The organism is Mesorhizobium sp. P2_E9, from assembly GCF_056403815.1.
On record NZ_JBFUET010000004.1, the window covers coordinates 92992 to 110575 of the forward strand.

A 17584-nucleotide genomic window follows, 5' to 3' on the forward strand; every position below is an offset into this window, starting at 1 on the left:
GGCCGCTGTTTGAAGCCAATTCAAAAAATGAACGGAACTTTTTTAGCCGTTCCTTCATATATGCGTGCTTTCTAATTTAAACTATGACTTTCAATTGCTTCACCCTAATTCGAGTCATGGCGACCGGCATACGCCGGAGTACAAGGGCGAATGTTGCCACCATCTTCGCCCTAAGCCTGCCGATCGTTGTCGGCGCCGCCGGCTTCGGTGTGGAGACCTCCTACTGGTACTACAACAGCCTGAAACTGCAGGCGACGGCCGATGCCGCGGCCTATGCCGGCGCGCTGGAGAAAATCTCGGGTTCCGACACGCCGACGATCGTCGCGGCAGCGACCCAGTCGGCAGCGACGAACGGGCTTGGCTCGGGTACGATCGTCGTCAACACGCCGCCGGCGTCTGGACCGAACACGGCGAAGAAAGCGGTCGAGGTCATCGTCGGCCAGAAGCTCGACCGGATCTTCACCTCGATCTTCACGCAAGGCCAGGTTCCCGAGCAGGCGAGGGCGGTGGCCCTTATCACCGACGCTTCGAAAGCTTGCGTGCTCGCGCTCGATCCGTCCGCTTCGCAGGCCGCGCTTTTTTCGGGCAACACCAGCGTGAAGCTCATCGGCTGCTCGGTCATGGCCAATTCGATCGCCTCGGATGCCATCAAGCTTCAGGGCTCGGCGGGCCTTCAGGCCGATTGCCTGATATCAGGAGGCGGTGTCTCTCTCAGCAATCCCGTCACGACCGTTTGCGCGGCCCCGATCACGCAGGCGCTGCCCGCCGCCGATCCATTTGCAGACGTTCCGGCGCCGGCGGCCTCGAACCCCTGCCAGAATGCCAACAAGTCGCCGCTGAAACCCGGCACCTACTGCAATGGGCTCAGCCTTAGCGGGACAGTCACGATGCAGCCTGGCGTCTATGTCATCCAGAGCGGCGATTTCAAAGTGAATGCGAACGCCAACGTCTCCGGTGACGGCGTCACCATCTACCTCGCCGGTGCCTCGCGTGTCTCGATGAACGGCAACGCCACCGTCACTCTGAGCGCGCCGACTTCCGGCATCTATTCCGGCGTGCTGATGTATGGCGACAGAACGAGCACCGGCGGACAGAGCACCTTCAACGGCACGGCCGATTCGCTGCTGACGGGGGCGCTCTATTTCCCCAGGCAGCAGGTCAACTATCTCGGCAATTTCTCCGGTGTAAACGGGTGCACCCAGGTCGTTGCGGACTTGATCCAATGGTCAGGGAATTCAACCATCAATCAGGATTGCTCGAGCCTCGGAATGCGCAACATTCCGGCTGCGCAGTCCGTTGAGCTGGTCGAGTAAGCGTCCGTGGAACGCCGATCGATGCCGATCCTGAACGATGATGCGGGGGTTGCCGCGGTCGAGTTTGCGTTGGTCTTGCCTTTCCTGTGTGTGGCGCTGCTCGGCATCGTCGACGGCTGGTCCTATGTGACGAGTTCGCTGTCGATGCGCGCCGGGGTGAAGACCGCCGCGAACCTGGTCATGGAAGGATCGACCAGCGATACGGCGACGCAGGCTGTTGCCATTTCGAGCTGGGAGAAGCGACCGGCGGACGGCCAGGTCACGCTAAGCCGCATCTACATGTGCGGGACGACCGTGGTTGACGCTTCCACCTTGTGCAGTGGGCCGAAGGTGCCGTCGGTCTTTGTCCAGATCCAGGCATCGGCCACCTGGACACCGCCCTTCACCTTCGGTGTCTTTTCTGCTCCAAGTGTCATTGGCCACCTGGAGGTGATCCGTGTCCGCTAGCTCTTGGGCAAGCGCCTTCAGGCGGGATCGATCGGGCGGGGCCGGGTTGGAGTTCGCGCTGATCGCGCCGTTCCTGATCATACTGCTGTTCGGGATCTTCGCTCTGGGCTGGTCGATGCACTCCGTCTCCAGCGTCCGCTATACGCTGGAGACGTCATCGCGCTCGCTGCAGCTTCAGAACACGCTGACCCAGGCCGACATCCAAGCGATTGCCACGCAGAAATTGCAGGCCCTGGGTTTGCAGGATGTGAACGTGACGATCGCCATCGACCCGGCGAGCGGCGGCTTCCGCATGGCGCATCTGACCGCCACCTATGCCTTCGTTGTCGACTTCCCTTATCTCAGCGCCTTCCCGATCAACTACGCCACCACCGTTACCGTGCCGCTGGTTGGCAGTTAGGCTCGCGGGCCGCTCAGGATGTTCGCTATTCGAGACCCTTGGCATGATCCGAGGCTTTCGACCACATCCTCAGCGCTTTCTGGTCGAGCGCTTTTGGTGGAAGCTCAGGCCGCGCCAAATCGAGGCGATGGCGGCCCGCTCGCCGCATCGTGACAGCACCATGGTTGCGGAACTGCGTCATAAGATGCGAATTTGGATGTTACCAGATTTGCGAGGATGCCACGATGCCCACATGCAGGACTATGCTTTGCACGGCAGCGATGGTGATTGCCGCCACAAGTTTCGCCAACGCTCGGCCTGACACGCGGAAGATGACGTGTACACAGACTCAGGCCCTGATCCGGAGCCAACATGCCGCTGTGCTGAGCACCGGACCGAACACCTATGATCGCTATGTCCGCCAGTTCGGCAATGAGTGCGATGCTCCTTCTGTGCCAATGGTTGATTATGTCCCGGCCAGTGACGGTCAGTGCATGGTGTATCGGTGCGAAGAACCGTCGCCAATGGTTCCGGATTGATCCAAGGCCAGTGCGGTTTCCCAAGTTCTCACGGAAGCTCAGAAACTGGCTGATGCCATCTACTTGACCTTTTGGATTTCCGGGCCCGGCGTCTGGTCGGTCGCCGGCGCCGGCTTGCAATCCTGGCCCTTGCAGTCGAGGACGGGGTCCTTGATGGGAGGCAGGCAATTTTGCCCCTCGCAATGGACTGGCGGCTGCGGTGGCGTTCCTTCGCCGTTTGGCGGAACAGGCTTATCTTCAGCGTGTACGGCCGATAGTCCTACCAGGGCGACGATGGCTGTGCCCAAAAGCGATATTCGCAGCAAGTTCATTCCCGCCTCTACGGCTGAGAGCATGCAGAACTTACACTTTCGAGCCGGGACCGACATACTGCCACCCGCCAACGACGTTAACGGCGCGTTTCCACCAAACTCGACGCGGATACGTCGCGGACGTTGTCGATGGTAAGTCTTTGGGAAGATCTGGTACGCCCAAGGGGAATCGAACCCCTGTTACCGCCGTGAAAGGGCGGTGTCCTAACCGCTAGACGATGGGCGCGCTCAGACGAAGCGGCTTATACTGACGTTGTGCGCAACCGGCAACCCGTCAGTTGCCGCCTTGGACAACTTTTTTGCGGGCTTTGGAAACACGGCTGTTTCGTCACGGCTACCGGCCTGATCATTAGCGGCGATATCCCATCGCTTCGTCATTCTAGGGCGGTGCAAGGAGCGAAGCGACGCGGCGCAGACCCTAGAATCCATGCCGCGACTTTTGAAACGCCGCAGCGGTGCAGAATTCGGTTCCGCAGCACTCTTTGGCCAGGGCGCGGCATGGATCCTCGGGTCTTCACGACGGAGCTTCGCTCCTGCTCCGCCCGTGGATGACGAAGTTGGGGACGCTTCGGCCAATCTCGAATGTTCAGGAGGCTGGAACGACATTGACGGAACGGCCTTGACTGCCAGTAGGCTCCGGTCCCCGCCAAAACGTGCGGTTAGCCGTCGTCACCACCGCCGCTGCGCCGGCGGCAGCGCCAGTTCCAGTCGCGCTCGGGGCCGACGTCGACGTGGACCGATTCGGTGTGGCAATAGGTGCCGACGCCGCCGCGGCCGGGCATGGTCCTGATATAGTTCGCCAGCTCCCATTTGGAGACGCCGGGCACCTGGATGTCGGCGGCGGCGCAGTACATGTGCAGCGAATTCTTGGCGCCGTTGGCGCGGCGGTTGCGGGCCGGGTCGCGATAGCCCGAGGTGACCACCATCTTGCGGCCGTAATGGCCTTCGATCGTCTTCAGCACGCGCACCAGCGACGGTTTCAGGCAGGCGACATCGACGGTCTCGTTCTGCTTGAGCAGCCCGTTGGGCGCCAGCCGGGCCATGCCGGCGGCGGACGCAACCTGATAGCTGCCGCCGATTGGGCCCTCGTCCTCATTGAGGTCGACGTCGCTTTCGTCGTCGAGGCCGGATTTGCGCTTGATCTCGAACAGGGCGGTCTGGCGCACGCCGGGCAAGGCATCGCCGCCCGTGATGTGACCGGCTTCGTCACCGGTCGAGGCCAGCTGTATCGGCTTTGCCGTGGAGTCGGCCGAGGCCAGCGTGATGATCGGCTTTGCCGCCGTTGCCGGCTTGGCTTGCGCGGCCGGCTGTTCGCCCGACCTGGTGGTGACCAGGGGCGCTGGCGTTGCCGAAGCGGGCGTGGCGCCAAACATCGAGGCCAGGAAGCCTTTCTTCTTCGGCGCCTCGGCTGGCAGTGCCTCGCCTGATGTCACATAGACCGGATTGTTCATCACCGGAGCGGCGGCCGGCTTCGGGGTCGTCACGGTGGCATCGGCGGCAGCGATCTTCTGGGCGACCGCGTCGGTCTGTTGCGCCGTCTGGGCCGGCTGCTGCAAGGCCTGCGGCGTTTGTCCCGCGATCGTTTCAACGCCGGCCGGCGTTGTCAGTGGAAAGGCGGCTTGCGGCTTGGCCACAGGTACGTAGGCGACCTTTTCGGGCAGCGCCGTGTCGCCTTCGCTCATCACGGTCGTTTGCGTGGTCGTCGTCTGCGATGTCGAATCGGCGGTGGTGATCGCCTTTCCGGTGGCGGCCGCATTGATGTTCGAGGCGGAGGCATTGTAGCCGGGCATGCCGACCGACATTGTCTGGTCGCCGGCCGAGGTGCAGGAGGCTAGGAGCACAGAGCAGAGCGCTGCCACGATGGCGCGGCGTTCTCCCTTTGCGAGGCTCCATCCTGCTGATTTCAAAGTCAAATTCCCCCTCGATGTCCGGTCGGTATATCCTTGCCGCAGCCTAAGACGTCTGCGTCGAGGTGACCTTTGTCTCCGATCCGGAAACGAGACCTGTGTCAAATCCGCAAGCCTGAAAGTATTTTTGCAGTGATTGCCGAATTGCGGCTGCTTGATGGTTGACGACACCATTTCGCCCGCTTTTACCGGGCCGTCAACTCACCAGACATTACAGTCCGTTACACACGCACCTTCACATAGCTGCCGGGAGCATCCCCCAAGGTTTTCATATGCTTGCCGGGTTTGCGGGCAGGCACGCGGGTGTTGTCCTTGGCCTCTATCCAGCTTTGCCAGTGCGGCCACCATGAGCCCGGATGGTCGGTTGCGCTGGCTATCCACTGGTTGAAATCGCCTGTTGGCGTGCCGCCGGTCCAATACTGGTATTTGTTGGATGCGGGCGGATTGACGACGCCGGCGATATGGCCGGATCCCGCCATCACATAGTCGACCTTGCCGCCGAAATATTTCGAACCGAGGAAGACGGACAGCGCCGGCGCGATGTGATCTTCCTTCGAGGCGAGGTTGTAGACCGGGATGGTGATGTCGCCCAACGAGACCGTGTGGCCGGCGAGTTCCATCGTGCCCTGCGATAGCGTGTTATCGAGGTAGCAGTTGCGCAGGTAGAAAGAATGGTTGGCCGCAGCCATGCGGGTCGAATCGGCGTTCCAGTAGAGCAGGTCGAAGGGCAGGGGATCCTTGCCGCGCATGTAGTTGTTGATGACATAGGGCCAGATCAGGTCGCCGGAGCGCAACATGTTGAAGGCGGTCGCCATTTTGGTGCCGTCGAGATAGCCCTTTTCGTTCATCGACTTTTCCACCGCCGCGACCTGGTCCTCGTCGACGAACACTTTCAGGTCACCGGCATAGGTGAAGTCGACTTGCGTGGTGAAGAAGGTCGCCGACTTGATGCGGTCGTCGCCCTCCTGCGCCATCAGCGCCAGTGCCGCCGCCAAAAGCGTGCCGCCGACGCAATAACCGATCGCGTTGACGTCGCGTTCACCGATGGCCCTCTCGATCGTGTCGAGGCCGTATTGCAGGCCCTCGCGGATATAGGCCTCCCAACCCTTGGCGCCGTGGCGTTCATCCGGATTGATCCAGGAGATGACGAAGACCGTGTGGCCTTGCTCGATGGCCCAGCGGATGAAGGATTTCTGCGGGTTGAGATCGAGTATGTAGAACTTGTTGATCCAGGGCGGGCAGATCAGCAGCGGGCGTTTCAGCACCGTCTCGGTGGTGGGATCATACTGGATGATTTCGGCGACATCGCTGCGGCCGACCACCTTGCCGGGCGTGGTGGCGATGTTCCTGCCGATCTCGAAGGGCGAATAGTCCGCCTGGCGCATTTTCAGATCGCCCTTGCCGGCGGCGATGTCCTCGGCCAGCATCTTCATGCCGCGCACCAGGTTCTCGCCGTTCGAAGCGACGGTTTCGCGAAACAGTTCCGGATTGGTCAGGATGAAATTCGACGGCGAGATGGCATTGGACACCTGCTTGACGTAGAAGCTCGCCTTGTGGCGGGTGTGCTCGTCCAGACCTTCGGCGTGATCGACCAGTTCGGACGCCCAGCGCGAGGTGACGAGATAGGCCTGCTTGAGGAAATCGAAGAAGGCGTTGCGGCCCCATTCAGGGTCCTGGAAGCGCTTGTCGCCGCGTTCCGGCTTGACCGCATCGTCTGGGCCCTCGGCGTTGGGACTGACACGCTGGATGGCGTTTGCCCACACGGTCATATAGCCGGCGAACAGCCGCGTCTGCGCTTCGAGTGCGCGCTGCGGGTCGGCAAGCCAGTATTCGCTGAGCTTGGAGAAGGTCTTGACCATGTCGACGACCGGCTCGGCGACGTGGTCGCGCACTTCGCCGCGTTCGCGCGGTTCGGCCCAAGCGGACGCCGCCTTGCCGGCCTGCTCGACCATGCGCGCCATATTCAACGCGAAACGTTCCGGGTCCTTAACCAGATATTGCTCGACGGTCGAAGGCTCGTCATCTTCCGTTTTGCCCGAATCGGGTGTTTTGGACATGGTTCGCGGGGTTCCTCCCGAAGCGTTTTCTTGACATATTAACATGGGACATCCGACAGGGTCCAATCTCGCTCTACCTCGGCTGCCAAGGAAACAATATGACGATTAATATTGGCGAGACTGTTTTTTTTGGCGCCGCACGCTTTTGCCGCATCAGCGCGGCGATCGTCCTGTTGGGGATCGCCGGGTGTTCAAGCACGAACAGCAGCGGTCCGGTGCCCATGGCCGACAATGCAGGCCCGAAGGATACCGGCACGTTTCCGAACCTGAATATCCCGCCCAAAGTGGCGAACAAACAATTCACGCCAGCCGAGACGAGCGCCAAGCTCGCCGAACTCAAGGCCGATGAGAATGGGCAGGGCGCCAAAAGAGGCGGTGGCGCAGCGGTCGCCAACCAGGCGGCGCTGACGGATCTGGCCAAGAAGCACGGTCCGCAGACGCTGAAGCAGATCGAAGGCAAATGCGACCCCGCCCTCGACCCTACCTGCAAATGAGTATATAGCGCGCGCCCAACACCCCTTTTGCTGTCTGGAACTGCCATGGAAGAGTTTCACAAGGTTCGCCGGCTTCCGCCTTACGTGTTCGAGCAGGTCAACCGGCTCAAGGCCAGCGCCCGTTCGCGCGGCGCCGACATCATCGACCTCGGCATGGGCAATCCGGATCTGCCGACGCCGAAGGCCATCGTCGACAAATTGTGCGAAGTGGTGCGCGATCCGCGCACGCACCGCTATTCCTCCTCGCGTGGCATTCCGGGCCTGCGCCGCGCCCAGGCCGCCTATTATCAGCGCCGCTTCGGCGTGAAGCTCAACCCCGACACGCAAGTGGTGGCCACGCTTGGCTCGAAGGAAGGCTTCGCCAACATGGCGCAGGCGATCACCGCGCCCGGCGACGTCATTCTGTGTCCGAACCCGACCTATCCGATCCATGCCTTCGGCTTCATCATGTCCGGCGGTGTCATCCGCTCGCTGCAGGTCGAGCCGGACGATGGTTTCATTCCGGCGCTGGAACGCGGTGTTCGCCACTCGATCCCGAAACCGCTGGCGCTGATCCTCAACTATCCGTCGAACCCGACGGCGCTGGTCGCTTCGCTCGATTTCTACAAGGACGTGGTGGCGTTCGCGAAGAAGAACGACATCATCATCCTGTCCGACCTTGCCTATTCCGAAATCTATTTCGATGGCAATCCGCCGCCTTCGGTGTTGCAGGTGCCGGGCGCGATCGATGTCTGCGTCGAGTTCACCTCAATGTCGAAGACCTTCTCCATGCCTGGATGGCGCATGGGCTTTGCGGTCGGCAATGAGCGGCTGATCTCGGCGCTGACCCGGGTGAAATCCTATCTCGACTACGGCGCCTTCACGCCGATTCAGGTGGCGGCTGCGCACGCGCTCAATGGCGACGGCGCCGATATCGCCGAGGTGCGCGACATCTACCACAAGCGCCGCGACGTGATGGTCGATGCCTTCGGCCGCGCCGGCTGGACCATTCCGGCCCCTGCGGCCTCGATGTTCGCCTGGGCGCCGATCCCCGAGCCGTTCAAGCATCTCGGCTCGCTCGAATTCTCCAAGTTGCTCATCGAGCACGCCGACGTGGCGGTGGCGCCCGGTGTCGGCTTCGGCGAACATGGCGATGATTTCGTGCGCGTGGCGCTGGTGGAGAATGAGCACCGGATCCGCCAGGCGGCGCGCAACATCAAGCGCTTCCTGTCGACCAGCGCTAAGCAGCCCAACAATGTGGTGCCGCTGTCCGCCCACCGGTAAGCAAAATTCGATCTGATTTGAGGGACGTCGCCTTCCATGGCTGAAGCACTGCGTGTTGGAATTGCCGGTCTTGGCACGGTCGGTGCGTCGGTGGCGCGCGTGCTGCGCGACAAGGCGGCTGAGCTGACCCGGCAATGCGGTCGCGACATTGTCGTGTCAGCGGTTTCCGCGCGCGACCCGAAACGCGATCGTGGCGTCGATGTCAGTTCGGCAAAATGGTTCGACGACCCGGTCAAGATGGCGCAGACCGCCGATATCGACGTGTTCATCGAACTGATCGGCGGCGACGAAGGGCCGGCGCGGTTGTCGGTGAAGGCCGCACTCGAAGCCGGCCGCCATGTCGTGACCGCCAACAAGGCGCTGCTCGCCAAGCATGGCGTGGCGCTGGCCGAGATCGCCGAGAAGAAGGGCGTGCTGCTCAACTACGAGGCGGCGGTGGCTGGCGGAATTCCCGTCATCAAGACGATGCGCGAGGCGATGGCCGGCAATTCGGTCACGCGCGTGTTCGGTATTCTCAACGGCACCTGCAACTACATCCTGACGCGCATGGAGGCCGAGGGCATCTCGTTCGATGCCTGCCTGAAGGACGCGCAGCGGTTGGGTTACGCCGAGGCCGACCCGACCTTCGACATCGAGGGCCATGACACGGCGCACAAGCTGTCGATCCTGACCAGCCTTGCCTTCGGCACCAAGATCGCCGCCAACGACATCTACATGGAAGGCATTTCCAACATCACCCAGGCCGACATCCGCGCGGCCGGCGATCTCGGTTACCGGATCAAGCTGCTCGGCGTTGCCCAGCGCACCGAAAGCGGTATCGAGCAGCGCGTGCATCCGACCATGGTGCCGACAGCCTCCGTCATCGCGCAGGTGCATGGCGTCACCAATGCGGTGGCGATCGAGACCGACATTCTCGGCGAACTGCTGCTCTCCGGCCCCGGCGCCGGTGGCAACGCCACCGCCTCGGCCGTCATTGGCGACGTCGCGGATATCGCCAAGAGCCGGCCCGGCTTCCAGCATGGCCCGGTCTTCGGCCGCCCAGCGAAGGAGTTGCGACCCTACAAGAAGGCGCAGATGCGCAGCCACGCCGGCGGCTACTTCATCCGGCTGACCGTGCATGATCGCATCGGCGTCTTTGCTGCGATCGCCAAGCGCATGGCCGACAACGATATTTCGCTGGAATCGATCGTCCAGCACGCAATCAGCGGCGAGGCGGCGGCGCAGAAGACGGTGATCCTCGTGACGCACGAGACCACCGAGGCCGCCGTGCGCAAGGCCGTGGACGGCATCACCAAGGACGGTCACCTGACCGACAAGCCGCAGGTCATCCGCATCGAGCGGGCAGGGTAGCTCCGTCCCCGGGGGAAGAATCCCCGCCGGCCTCGCGGTCGATCCGATTGGCTACCAGCCGCGAATAGGCCGGAACGAAATCGTTGCGGCGCCGTTCTCTTGGTCAGCAACCAAGGGAGCCACTTCATGGCCGATACCAACAAGTCCGACACCCCTCACATCGACGACATCCAGAAAACGCTGGAAAAACAGATCGCTGAACTGCGCAAGGAGATCACCAAGATCAACAAGAGCATTTCGGCGCGGGGCGCGGAAATGCTCGATGACGCCAGCGAGCAGGCTTCTGATTTCTACGATACCGCGGCGGCGCGTGCATCGCGGACGGCACAACAGCTGCGCAGCCAGGCTCAGGCGGTTTCGGACGTCGCCCGCGACAATCCGGGCACGACGACCGCCGTGGTCGGCGTCATCGGCCTGCTCGGCTTCCTGGCCGGAATTGCCGTCGGCCAGTCGTTGAACAACGACACGTCGCGCCGCTGGTATTGAGCGTGTCGGCCTTGAGCCGGCGTTGCCGGCTCCCGTTTCAAGAAATCATTTTTAGGAGGGCACCGTGGCTTCATCCATGCTGATCGGCATTCTGATCACATTTCTCGTCATCATTCTCGTTCTCTATCTCGTCCAGCGGCTGCCGCTCGACGCCAAGATGCGACAGATCGTGCAGGTCATCGTCATCATCATCGGCATCATTTCGCTGCTCAAATATCTAGCGGTTTTCTAGATCGCGACAGCAACAATTTGCGCGTCTTCAAGGCGGGCCGGTCGTTTCCGACCGGGCCGCCTTCTTGTTGGGAATTGGGTTCAATCGATTGATATTGCTGGCCTTTCGATAAAACATCCGGCAGGTCTTGCCGTTGTCATGCTCGTTTGACAAAACAGGCGCGCCTCCGGCGGGAGGCGACGTGCGAACGAGGATTTCCCGAAAATGAATGTGGCCCAGAACATTGTCGCCGGCCTTGACCGGATACTCACCATGGAACTGGTGCGCGTCACCGAAAGGGCCGCCGTCGCCGCCGCCAGGCTGCGCGGGCGCGGCGACGAGAAGGCGGCCGACCAGGTCGCTGTCGACGCCATGCGCCAGGAGCTCAACCGCCTTGCCATCAAGGGCACGGTGGTGATCGGCGAGGGCGAGCGCGACGAGGCGCCAATGCTCTATATCGGCGAGGAGGTCGGCACCGGCAAAGGTCCGGCAGTCGATATCGCGCTCGATCCGCTCGAAGGCACGACGATCTGCGCCAAGAACCTGCCCAACGCGCTTGCCGTCATCGCCATTGCCGAGAAGGGCAGCCTGCTGTTCGCGCCCGACGTCTATATGGACAAGATCGCCATTGGTCCGGGCTATGCCGAGGGCGTCATCGATATCGATGCCTCGCCGGCCGAAAACATCGCCAGCCTCGCCCGCGCCAAGGGCGTCCCGGTGTCTGACATCACCACCTGTATCCTCGACCGGCCGCGCCACGCCAAGCTGATCGATGCCGTGCGCGCCACGGGTGCCGCCATCCGGCTGATCGGCGATGGCGACGTCGCCGGCGTCATCCACACCACCGACCCGGAAGAAACCGGCATCGATATCTATCTCGGCACCGGCGGCGCGCCGGAAGGCGTGCTGGCGGCGGCTGCGCTACGCTGTACCGGCGGCCAGATGCAAGGCCGGCTGATCCTCGATACACCCGAGAAGATGGCCCGCGCGGCGAAGATGGGCATTTCCAATCCGAAGCGGATCTATCATGCGGAAGACATGGCGCGCGGTGACGTGCTGTTCGCCGCCACCGGCGTCACCGACGGCAACATGCTGGCCGGCGTCAAGTTCGGCCGCACCTTCATCACCACGCACACGATCGTGCTGCGCTCCTCGTCACGGACCGTGCGCGAGATCAAGGCCCGGCACCAGGACCTGGATAAGTTCTAGATCTGCTTGCGAAGCGGCACCGCAGTTGCTAGCGCTTGGCTGCATCTGAACCCTGGCCGCGCAAGGATTGACGATGAATGCGTTCGACTGGCACGCGGATCCGATTTCGCGTGCCACGCCCATCACGAAATCCTACCGCAACACCCAGCATGTGCGCCGCTTTCTCACCGGCGAATGCGGCGATGCGTTCAGGTTCGATCGACCTTTCATGGCCTGGCTCAAGGACGGTCGGGAAAAGACGATGGGGGATGCAGCCGACGAATGGATCCGGCACCAGGCTGAAAAGCGGAAAGCGTAGTTTTTCTTGAATTTTCCCGCGATGCCACCCGCCGCGAACCGCTTGGCTTTGCCTGGCTTCAGGCCGTTGTTTGTGCATGTCGTTGTCCCGAAACCGCTGCGCAATTGTGGGCGACATGCATTATCCTGCGGCCAACCATGAATTGGCAAAGCGCATGATGGGGGACAAGCGCCTCTTCCTCGATGTCAGGCAGTCGGCGACCGGTCTCTCCTGGGAGCATCGGCTGACCGAACGGCAGGATATGGTTGCGCTTGCCATCGCGCAGGGCCACGGCGTGCCCGACATCGTCGCGCGCGTGCTTGCCGGACGCGGCGTGACCGCCGATGAGACCGAGCGCTTCCTCGATCCGACGATCCGCGACCTGTTGCCGAATCCGGCCTCGCTGACCGACATGGACAAAGCCGCCACCCGCATCGCCGCGGCAGTGATGGCCAGGGAGAAGGTGGCGATCTTCGGCGACTACGATGTCGACGGCGCCGCCTCGTCGGCCTTGCTGAAGCGGTTCCTGGCGCATTTCTCCATACCGTCGGAAATCTATATTCCAGACCGTATCTTCGAGGGCTACGGCCCCAATCCCGACGCCATGCGCGAGCTCGTCTCGCGCGGCGCGTCGCTGATCGTCACCGTCGATTGCGGCACCAACAGCGCCGTTTCCGTCGATGCTGCCAATGAAGCCGGCGCCGATGTCGTGGTGCTCGACCACCATCAGGTCGGCGGCGCCTTGCCGGCGGCAATTGCCGTCGTCAATCCAAACCGTGACGACGATCTTTCCGGGCAGGGCCGTCTCTGCGCCGCCGGTGTCGTCTTCCTCACCCTGGTGCAGACCGCAAAGATCCTGCGTGGCCTGAGCGATGTCGCGCCGCCCGACCTGCTTTCGCTGCTTGATCTCGTGGCGCTTGCCACCGTTTGCGACGTGGTGCCGCTCACCGGCGTCAACCGTGCCTTCGTCGTCAAAGGGCTGCAAGTGGCGCGCCAGCAGAAGAATGAAGGGCTGGCCGCATTGGCGCGGGTTTCGCGTATTGGCGAGCCGATCAGCACCTTCCATCTCGCCTATCTGATCGGTCCGCGCATCAATGCCGGTGGGCGTATCGGCGATGCGGCGCTTGGCAGCCGGCTGCTTGCGACGGACGATCCGGTCGAGGCGCGGACCATCGCCGAGACGCTCGACCGGCTGAACCAGGAACGGCAACAGATGGAGCAGGAGATGCTGGCCGCGGCGCGAGCCGAGGCAGATGCCGAACTCGCTGGCGGCAACGGACCGGCGATCGTCGTCACCGCCAGCAACAATTGGCATCCCGGCATCGTCGGCCTGCTCGCCTCGAGGCTGAAGGATCATGCACGTCGGCCAGCTTTCGCCATCGCGTTCAACTCTATGGGCATCGGTACCGGTTCGGGCCGTTCGGTGTCGGGCTTCGATCTCGGCCGATTGGTGCGCGAAGCCGCCGATGCCGGGCTGATCGTCAAGGGCGGCGGCCATGGCATGGCGGCCGGCATCACGGTGGAGCGCGCCAAGCTGGGCGAACTCAGGGCGTTCTTCGAGCAACGGGCGGCTGCCGACGTGTTTCGGCTGCAGGACGAGGAAAGCCTGGCAATCGACGGCGCGCTTGCCGCCGAAGGCGCGACGCTCAGCCTGCTCGATGCGCTGGAAAAGGCAGGCCCCTTCGGCGCCGGCCACGTCGCGCCGGTCTTCGTGCTGCCGCGCCATCGGCTGGCCGACGCCCGGCCGGTCGGCACCAACCACATCCGCTGCGAATTGCAGTCGGACAGCGGTGGCCGCATCCAGGCGATCGCCTTTCGCGCCGTCGACACCGCACTTGGCGAATTCCTGTTCAAGAACCGGGGCAAGACCGTGCATGTCGCCGGCTCGCTGTCGGGCAACTACTGGAATGGCAACCGCACGGTGCAATTCCGCATGATCGACGCGGCGCGGGCGTGAGGTTTGATCAGGCCAAAACGGTCTGCAGCCGGCTGAGTTCGCCGATCTGCGCCATCGTCGCATGGTAGCCGAGCTGGATCGCCTCGTCGGCGCGATGGAACTCGGTGAGGCCGATATGGCTGAGCTTGGGCTGCAGCGACATGTCGGGCGGATCGCCGGCCAGCCTGGCGCGCGAGATGCGATCCTGGATGATGTTGAAGGCTTCGACCATGACGCCGGTGATGCCGAGGCGCGTCTGATGCGACTGGTGGTTTGGGTCGACATGGCCGGGGCGCGGCGCGTCCTTTTCGACGACCAGTTCGCCGGCGCTGTGCTTGATCACGGCGGCGCGGCCGAACAAATCGTAGTGAAGGTTGACCGCCACGACGAGCGGCTGCTCGTAGGCGCGGCAGACCGATACCGGCACCGGATTGACCAGGGCGCCGTCGACCAGCACACGGCCGTTGCAGTTCACGGGCTCGAACACGCCAGGCAGTGCATAGGAGGCGCGCATGGCGGTGATCAGCGAGCCGCTCGATAGCCAGATTTCGTGGCCGGTGCGAATTTCGGATGTGACGGCGACGAACGGCTTGGGCAGATCCTCGAAACGGATTCCGGCCATATGCTCGCGCAGTCGTGCATCGAGCTTCATGCCGCCGAAGAGGCCACTGCCGCGCAGATTGAGGTCGAGCAGACCGAAGATGCGCCGCTTGGTCAGGCTGCGGGCGAACTCTTCCAGCTCATCCAGTTTGCCGGCGAGATAACAGCCGCCGACCAGCGCGCCGATCGAGGTACCGGCGATCATCGAAACTTCAATGCCGGCTTCATCGAGCGCGCGCAGCACGCCGATATGGGCCCAGCCTCGGGCGCAGCCACCGCCAAGGGCGAGCGAAATGCCTGTTTTCTTTGCCGGTTTCTGCTCGGACGCGCCGCCGGACGAAGCGGGACCGTTGGCCTCCCTTACGTCCGGTCTGTTACGCAATGACGCCCACTCGAGCATCACGATCTCCCTTGTCCCAAGGCTAATATACGGATGGGCCGTATCGAAATGATGAATCTGTGTGGTTGGTGTGAGGCAGAAGGTTCAAGACGATGGCTTCCGATACGTGATTTCCGCATCGAACAGCGGTTTGCTGCCGTCGTCAACAAGCGTCCCCTTGCCGTCGACCAGCCCCACCGTCCGATAAAAGCATGAACGCCGGCCCGTGTGACAGGTTGCGTCGTGGCCCAACACTTTTACGCGAAGCCACAATGCGTCCTGGTCGCAGTCGGTGCGCATCTCGACGACGTGCTGGAAATTGCCCGAGGTTTCGCCCTTTTTCCAAAGCGCATTGCGCGAACGCGACCAGTAGTGGGCGATGCCGGTTTCCAGCGTCAACGCCAGGGCCTGCGCATTCATATGCGCAACCATCAACAGCATGCCGTCTTCGGCATCGGTGACGACGACGGTGACAAGACCGGCGGCGTCGAAGCGCGGTGAGAACACCGCGCCTTCTTCCTGGGCCTTCTTGTCTGATGAAGCTTTGAGAAATTCCAGTGCCGACATCGCCGGTCTATTTTCCTGTTGACCGTGACGCCGGCGAGGGGCTTACGCCCCGCCGCCGCGCACCATGGTGACAAAACGAACCTGCTCCTCGGGCGTGTCCTTGAAGACGCCGGTGAAGGTGGAGGTCAATGTGGTAGAGCCCTGCTTGCGGATGCCGCGCATCGCCATGCACATGTGCTCGGCCTCGATCATAACGGCGACGCCGCGAGGGTTGAGCACATCCTGGATGACGCCGGCGATCTGCGCGGTGAGCGCCTCCTGCGTCTGCAGGCGATGGGCAAAGATATCGACCACGCGCGCGATCTTCGACAGGCCGACGACCTTACCGTCAGGCAGATAGCCGACATGCGCCTTGCCGATGATCGGCACCATGTGGTGCTCGCAATGCGAATGGAATGTGATGTCCTTGACGATAACGAGATCGTCGTAGCCGGCGACTTCCTCGAAAGTGCGGCCGAGTTCCTCCGCCGGGCACATGTCGTAGCCGCCGAACATTTCGCGATAGGCCTTAGCCACGCGCTTGGGCGTGTCGATCAACCCTTCGCGATCCGGATTGTCGCCTGTCCAGCGCAGCAACGTGCGCACGGCGGCCTCGACTTCGGCTTCGCTTGGCCGGTCGGTGACCGGCTTTTCCATGTAGGCGGACTGGGGCATGAGTTTCTTGATGACGGCATCCATAAAAGGCGTCTCCCGTAGTTCCTCTCCAAGGAGGAACGAGTTGAACGGACCACGACCTTTCGGTGTCGGAAACTCGCCCCGTTTCCAGCCCCGTAAGCGGCGTGAACTTCCCGGCCAGGACAGCGGCGCTCATCGCCTTGTCGTTACCGGACTGCCCGCATTATATAAGATCGTAGCGAGCGAAAGGAAGACGCAGCAGCGGCAATCGCTGTTCGCTTGGCGGCGACGGATTGGAAAAATATGATCAACGACGTCTACAATGCGAAAATTCTCGGTTTTGCCGGAAACATCGCCCGCATCGGCCGCCTCGATCATGCTGACGCGACCGCCAAGGCGCATTCCAAGCTGTGCGGTTCGACCGTTACCGTCGACCTCAAGATGGAAGACGGCGTGGTCACCGACTTTGCCCATGATGTGAAGGCCTGCGCGCTTGGCCAGGCATCGTCCTCGATCATGGCGCAGCATGTCGTCGGCGCGAGTGCCGAGGAATTGCGGGCGGTGCGCGACACCATGCTGAAGATGCTGAAGGAAAATGGCGAGCCGCCTCAGGGCCGCTTCGCCGATCTGAAGTACCTGGAGCCGGTGCGCGATTACAAGGCGCGCCATGCCTCGACCATGCTGACCTTCGACGCCGTGATCGACGCCATCGGCCAGATCGAGAAGAAGCGCGCCGAAGAAGCAGCCTGACCTTGCGTTTTTTCACCATGCGCGGACTTCGCGACCGCTCGCAACACAGTTCTTTCCGCGGCTTGGTGTTCGTCTGGAGCCTTGCCGGTGCGCTCGTGTCGAGCGGCAGCACGAGCCGGGCCGACGTGGCAGTTACGCGCGATATCGGCGACTATCTCATGAAGGCCATCCAGGTCTGCTGGAACATGCCTGCAAATACCACGAGGGTTGCACGGGTTCAGGTCAGCCTGAACAAGGACGGATCGCTCGCTGGCCCGCCAAAAATCCTCGGTCCCGTGACGCCGCCTCCGGACAAGGTTGCCGAGGCCGCCGTTCGAGCGATCACGCGCTGCGCGCCGTTTCCCGGGCTGATATCTTACGCGGCCCACTATGATCTGTGGCGCGATGCCGTCCTCACATTCAACCCGGCAGAAGCCCCGCCGGCTGGGCCTTCGAAGATGGATGCGAACGACATCGACAAATTTCTCGAAAAATACAAGAAGGCAAAGTAGCTG

18 protein-coding genes and 1 tRNA gene are annotated in these 17584 nt (G+C 62.5%); 13 read left to right on the forward strand and 6 right to left on the reverse strand.

What is annotated here, in order from left to right; translation table 11 throughout:
• Positions 1 to 83: 83 nt before the first annotated feature.
• Genes AC1D05_RS08855 through AC1D05_RS08865 form a run of 3 tightly spaced genes read left to right on the forward strand, consistent with a single transcriptional unit; the run spans position 84 to position 2160 of the window.
• The gene (locus AC1D05_RS08855) at positions 84 to 1313 is read left to right on the forward strand and encodes a pilus assembly protein TadG-related protein (protein WP_477440110.1); all 1230 of its coding nucleotides are present in this window, start codon (positions 84 to 86) and stop codon (positions 1311 to 1313) included.
• Between the two features lie 21 nt (positions 1314 to 1334).
• Positions 1335 to 1760, forward strand: a complete 426-nt coding sequence (locus AC1D05_RS08860; RefSeq protein WP_477440112.1) for a TadE/TadG family type IV pilus assembly protein — start codon at positions 1335 to 1337, stop codon at positions 1758 to 1760.
• Positions 1750 to 2160 (forward strand): TadE/TadG family type IV pilus assembly protein, encoded by a 411-nt coding sequence (locus tag AC1D05_RS08865; protein ID WP_477440114.1) that lies wholly within the window; start codon positions 1750 to 1752, stop codon positions 2158 to 2160. Before AC1D05_RS08860 ends, AC1D05_RS08865 begins: the two co-directional genes overlap by 11 nt.
• A 980-nt stretch (positions 2161 to 3140) precedes the next feature.
• Here the strand turns inward: AC1D05_RS08865 and AC1D05_RS08870 are convergent.
• The 3 genes from AC1D05_RS08870 to phaC form a co-directional block, all read right to left on the reverse strand.
• A tRNA-Glu gene (locus tag AC1D05_RS08870) sits at positions 3141 to 3215 on the reverse strand.
• Positions 3216 to 3648: 433 nt separating this feature from the next.
• The gene (locus tag AC1D05_RS08875; protein ID WP_477440116.1) at positions 3649 to 4902 is read right to left on the reverse strand and encodes a YcbK family protein; all 1254 of its coding nucleotides are present in this window, start codon (positions 4900 to 4902) and stop codon (positions 3649 to 3651) included.
• Positions 4903 to 5117: 215 nt separating this feature from the next.
• Positions 5118 to 6953 carry a class I poly(R)-hydroxyalkanoic acid synthase gene (phaC, locus tag AC1D05_RS08880; protein WP_477440118.1) on the reverse strand — a complete coding sequence of 612 codons (1836 nt, stop codon included), beginning with the start codon at positions 6951 to 6953 and terminating at the stop codon, positions 5118 to 5120.
• Between the two features lie 98 nt (positions 6954 to 7051).
• On the opposite strand from phaC, the gene AC1D05_RS08885 reads away from it, so the two are divergent.
• The 8 genes from AC1D05_RS08885 (at position 7052) to recJ (ending at position 14200) form a co-directional block, all read left to right on the forward strand.
• Complete coding sequence (locus AC1D05_RS08885) at positions 7052 to 7447, forward strand: hypothetical protein (protein ID WP_477440120.1); 396 nt, start codon at positions 7052 to 7054, stop codon at positions 7445 to 7447.
• A gap of 45 nt (positions 7448 to 7492) precedes the next feature.
• Entirely contained in the window at positions 7493 to 8710 is a 1218-nt protein-coding gene (locus tag AC1D05_RS08890; protein WP_027045888.1) for an LL-diaminopimelate aminotransferase, read from the forward strand.
• Positions 8711 to 8746: 36 nt separating this feature from the next.
• The gene (locus AC1D05_RS08895; RefSeq protein WP_477440122.1) at positions 8747 to 10060 is read left to right on the forward strand and encodes a homoserine dehydrogenase; all 1314 of its coding nucleotides are present in this window, start codon (positions 8747 to 8749) and stop codon (positions 10058 to 10060) included.
• A gap of 126 nt (positions 10061 to 10186) precedes the next feature.
• Positions 10187 to 10546 (forward strand): hypothetical protein, encoded by a 360-nt coding sequence (locus AC1D05_RS08900; RefSeq protein WP_477440124.1) that lies wholly within the window; start codon positions 10187 to 10189, stop codon positions 10544 to 10546.
• Between the two features lie 64 nt (positions 10547 to 10610).
• Positions 10611 to 10778: a Thivi_2564 family membrane protein gene (locus AC1D05_RS08905; protein ID WP_172228433.1), complete on the forward strand. Its 168-nt coding sequence runs from the start codon at positions 10611 to 10613 to the stop codon at positions 10776 to 10778.
• A 204-nt stretch (positions 10779 to 10982) separates the two neighbouring features.
• A complete protein-coding gene (gene glpX / locus AC1D05_RS08910) occupies positions 10983 to 11966 on the forward strand; it encodes a class II fructose-bisphosphatase (RefSeq protein ID WP_477440126.1) in 984 nt (327 codons plus the stop codon).
• A 73-nt stretch (positions 11967 to 12039) separates the two neighbouring features.
• Positions 12040 to 12264 (forward strand): DUF6434 domain-containing protein, encoded by a 225-nt coding sequence (locus AC1D05_RS08915; RefSeq protein WP_477440128.1) that lies wholly within the window; start codon positions 12040 to 12042, stop codon positions 12262 to 12264.
• Positions 12265 to 12418: 154 nt separating this feature from the next.
• Positions 12419 to 14200 carry a single-stranded-DNA-specific exonuclease RecJ gene (gene recJ / locus AC1D05_RS08920; RefSeq protein WP_477440567.1) on the forward strand — a complete coding sequence of 594 codons (1782 nt, stop codon included), beginning with the start codon at positions 12419 to 12421 and terminating at the stop codon, positions 14198 to 14200.
• Between the two features lie 7 nt (positions 14201 to 14207).
• Here recJ and AC1D05_RS08925 read toward each other — a convergent pair whose 3' ends face one another.
• The 3 genes from AC1D05_RS08925 to folE form a co-directional block, all read right to left on the reverse strand.
• Positions 14208 to 15179, reverse strand: a complete 972-nt coding sequence (locus tag AC1D05_RS08925; RefSeq protein WP_477440130.1) for a patatin family protein — start codon at positions 15177 to 15179, stop codon at positions 14208 to 14210.
• Positions 15180 to 15263: 84 nt separating this feature from the next.
• On the reverse strand, positions 15264 to 15725 hold the full coding sequence (gene hisI, locus AC1D05_RS08930) for a phosphoribosyl-AMP cyclohydrolase (RefSeq protein WP_477440132.1): 462 nt from the start codon (positions 15723 to 15725) through the stop codon (positions 15264 to 15266).
• 42 nt (positions 15726 to 15767) lie between these two features.
• Positions 15768 to 16403 (reverse strand): GTP cyclohydrolase I FolE, encoded by a 636-nt coding sequence (gene folE, locus AC1D05_RS08935; protein ID WP_183451676.1) that lies wholly within the window; start codon positions 16401 to 16403, stop codon positions 15768 to 15770.
• Positions 16404 to 16643: 240 nt separating this feature from the next.
• Between folE and AC1D05_RS08940 the strand changes: the two genes are divergently transcribed.
• Positions 16644 to 17090: an iron-sulfur cluster assembly scaffold protein gene (locus tag AC1D05_RS08940; protein ID WP_477440134.1), complete on the forward strand. Its 447-nt coding sequence runs from the start codon at positions 16644 to 16646 to the stop codon at positions 17088 to 17090.
• A gap of 65 nt (positions 17091 to 17155) precedes the next feature.
• On the forward strand, positions 17156 to 17581 hold the full coding sequence (locus tag AC1D05_RS08945) for a cell envelope integrity TolA family protein (RefSeq protein WP_477440136.1): 426 nt from the start codon (positions 17156 to 17158) through the stop codon (positions 17579 to 17581).
• Positions 17582 to 17584: the final 3 nt, after the last annotated feature.